We start from the raw sequence: 4,121 nt of genomic DNA, 5'->3' as shown, positions 1-4,121 counted from the left end.
ACCTTGGAAGGCTTCCCAGGCTCTTGTATGTCCGGCTTCGAAGGTACAACTGGCACACTCGGCACCAACGTTCCGGAAACTAAGCCCGACTGTCCTTTATCCTCTGAGGACCCCGTTGCATTCTTAACATTCACAATAACACTCAGTTCCGTCGTTAATGCTTCTGTTTCTTGTCCATTCCCATTCTTAACTTTAGCTGAAGCAATGCTAATCCGGCTAGAAACAGCGTGAGAAACCTGTTTAGCTTGCCATTTTAAATGGAACAGATCTCCCCTTGAAGTCACTGCATGACTTGCTTCACTTGCTGCAGCATTAATTTGAATGTTTCCTGGAATAGTTGGAACGCTGCTTGGGTCAATCACAAATCCTTGCTTTAATGATTCAACAGCAACAAATTCAAGCACATTGGGATCATAAGTAACTGATAAATCAACGCCGTAGACCGCCGCATAGACACTACTTGTAACGTTCCCYAGTCCTAATGCCGTTTGGAACAATTGTCCTCCATACACTGACTCAGCAACACTAAGCGTGGTAAATGGAGCATCAATCTGAGCTAGATGTACCCAGCACTCAATAATGCTGTTCCATGCATTTAGCTCATTGCCGTGACCGATGTATTTCACGTACTTAGCTCTGACCGGATCGAAGGCAAACGTTTCCGTCTGGTTCGGATTTTGCTTATGACTGGCAGCTTGTGTCAGTACGCGATGATACGTTATGCCATCAGAAGAAACCTCAAGGTCAAAATAATTGGAACGCAGATTTCCGCTGTAAAATAAGATGGAAATGTTATCCAGCCACTGTTCTTTTTCCAGTTCTAGCAGTAAGTACTGTTCACTGCCCTCAGCTGACCATCTCGAATCAGGATCACGATCGATGGTATTTATGGGCAAGTTGCCATCGTCTGCACTGGCGGTCACATTGATAATTTTGGCAAAGTTTCCTTCCGGCTCAGCCATCGCGTCTCGCACTTCAATATTTTCGGAAGCGCTGACTTTCACACCATTCCAGACAGTTTCTGCGGTTATTTTAGCCACTCCTGCATGTTTAGCTTTGAACCAGCCGTTATCTAACGTACCAATTTCTTCGTTATTTATGCTGTACGTTACAGGGATATTAGCTTTCTCCGTATTAATTACCTCATCAGTATCGAGTGTAAGGAATGCCTTCAGCCTTCCGCTGCTTCCAACACTGATTACGCTGCCAGCAGCTCTCCAGCCTGGAACGGATTTGTCTGGCGCTATTGTTAAACTTTTGGGCAAAATCGGTGTTGCTGCCACTTGGAATTGAACGCGATATTCTTGCGTTGCCCGGTTGTTGGCCACTTGGATGATAGCTGTGCCATTCGTTTCCGTGGCCTGTGTAATGGAGATTACAGCGCCAGATTGCAGAGGCTTGGCATCAATCTTTGGAGCCTGGGTAGTTCCGAATGGCAGCGTATAGGCATACTTCGTTTTCAGCAATTGCATACCGCTTATGGCCTCGCCATTGACGAGCAGAGACTGCAACGCCAGCTCCTTCCCGGTCGTTCTTCGAGTAAATTGATCGTCGTATAGGCTTTGAGGCACCAGCTTCGTGCCCTCACCGACACCTTCCGCCATGTCGAACGGTTTGGTATTCGTATCCGGGATCGAGCCGACGATATTAACATTCACTCCGGTTACTGCACCTTTCGTCCCTATGATGTAACCGTTGCCAAATTGCTCCGACTCAATAATAATGCCATTTTTGCTGCTATGTGCTGCTTGACCGGTGGTGTTCCAGAACACACTTTCCGTTGTCACAACGCCATGTCTATTCGTTGCTGACGATCCGTAATCCCGTGTTATCCCAGAAATACCATCCCCGTTCAGCGTCATGTTGTCAATCAGATTGGCCATACTGAGGTACATATGGAAATCCGTCATCAGTGAGGAGTTCTCGGAGTAGACATTATGCAGCACATTTCCGTTAGCCGAGAAATTCGCATAGGTGAAGCTGTGACGCGCTGCGATCGCTTTACTATCTGTAATCAAATTATCATTGCCGATAAATTGATACAAATAGCCATTGCCATTCGCTCCCCTGTATTGCGGGTACTGCATCGTGACATGATCAACCGTAACATTCTTAGTGCGATCCAAAATGATCCCTTTGGACAAAATATGATAGGTTGAATTGCCCTCTGGTTTATATGTGCTAACATTGCGCACCCAACTGTTTGCAACCGCAATCATATTGATTACTTTGGCATTATCGCTTTCATACCCAGCGGTACCGATAACCTTGTATTCGTCTTCCCCTAAGCCACTGTTATGATTCTGTACATTAGCAATCGAGAAATCCTCAATACCAACCTCGGAAATCGGGGCCTCTGTTTTCGAAATCGTAATGTTGTCCCTTTGTTTTAAAGCATACCGAGTTGGAATATCCAGTGTAATTGTCCGATTAACGTGATCAATCCCGACGATTTGCCTATAGAACAGCTGCTCGACTTTGCCAAGGCGTGACGCCCATTTATTTTGCATACCAAGTTCATTCAAGAAATCCATTGTTGTCTCAAAAGTGATCAGAACATAGTCATCGACTGCGAAACCGCTTGTGTCTTCAACTGGAATTAATGCACTCGGCTCTGTAACATTTTTACTCAGCTTGGTGGAGACATTCGTCTTCTTCCAATCGCCGTCTCCGACACGGATGGTATCTTTGGATTTCATATTTTCAGTTGCGTTATAAATAAACGTCTTGTTCGTTCCGGCTCCTTTCAGCACGATATGGCTTGCCGGGATATTCAATGAGAAATCTTTGCCAGCTGGCGGATTGACCTGATAGGTACCTTCCGGGAGGTACACCACACCGCCGCCTTTTGCCGCAGCATCTGTGATCGCGCTCTGAATTGCTTGGGTGGAGTCCCTCTTCCCCGTTGCATCAGCGCCATAAGGTGCTTTGGTAACATCAATACCTGCTGCTGCATCTGTAAAGGGAATAGGCGTTTCGCCCAAATGGTAGCCAGCATAGGAGAAATCGTGCAGGAATCGCCCTTTGTTATCCTTGAAACCCGGATACCAGTCTACTGGATAGAGTCGGCTCCTGCCATCAGCTCCTAGATGCATATCTTCAGGAACGTCCGCTGGATCGGAGACGATAAGTCTTGGCGGCATTTGCCCAGAGGCTGTCGTATCTTTCCCGCGATGATAAAAGATTCCATTGCTGCTTTTGGCTGCCATCACGAGTGTGATCGTCTTCTCACCCTGCAGCTTCATCTCTTTCACATAATCAGTTATGTCAGCATCTTGATAATCATTTGCCGCTTTGTACAACACTTCAGCAATTGGAGCAGCTCCTATCGTTGGCTTGTTATTCCAAGTCAAGCCCGTTTCTGTCCAATTCCCCGCATTTTCAGCTCCATATATTTGAACGTAGTTGGTCGCTGTAGCTGATGTTGCTTTGGACGTATCACGTCCCCACACCGAAAATAACGTTTTTCCAATATGAGCAGCATCCGGCAAGTTAGAAATATCGAACTTATAGTAACCAATTGACTTATTAAACTCAGCAGTCATCCCATCTGCAATAGATGCAACATTGTTGGTGCTATGGTAATTTTTGTCCGCATCTTTATTATTCGTAGTGATCGGGTTGTACACGAGTGTGTCGTGCAGTGGCAGCATGTTTTTGCCATATTCGAAGGGTACCGACGGCGTATACGGATGCGGAGCATGAAGACTCGTACCCTGCTCGTTCACGATTAAAGTCGGGATCATGTCTGTCGATGCACTTTCTGTCGTCTCATGCCCTCTAAATTCAATTGCACCAGTGGTTTCCGTCTTAATCATAAGCCCTAACACAGATTTTCCGGCTTTTTTACTTTCCTTGATGTAATCAGTAAGGTTGAACTGATAGACAGATGGCGTATTCGTGATTGTAATCGTATCAATTGAATCCGTTAAATTCAGAAATTTGCTTCTCCATGTCATCGTTGATTCTGACCAATCCGCAGCGGTTTGCAAGGGATGAAGACCATATACACTTAGTTGAGTCGGTGTTGCCGAAGAAGCCTTGAACGCAAGAGCTACTTCTGTGTCCGAATTTAGGAGAGGCAGGATGCTTGTCAGATCATACTTTACATAGGTATAGGC

Annotated in this window: 1 protein-coding gene; it reads right to left on the bottom strand. The window is 45.8% G+C overall.

Annotated features, from left to right (window positions below; all coding sequences use genetic code 11):
- The coding region (locus tag AC1DUA_RS26675) for a CBM96 family carbohydrate-binding protein (RefSeq protein WP_477502651.1) at positions 1 to 4,121 on the bottom strand (4,121 nt) is incomplete at both ends.

The sequence above is a fragment of the Paenibacillus sp. 01T422 genome, from assembly GCF_056398785.1.
This window is presented reverse-complemented; position numbering and strand designations above follow the sequence as displayed.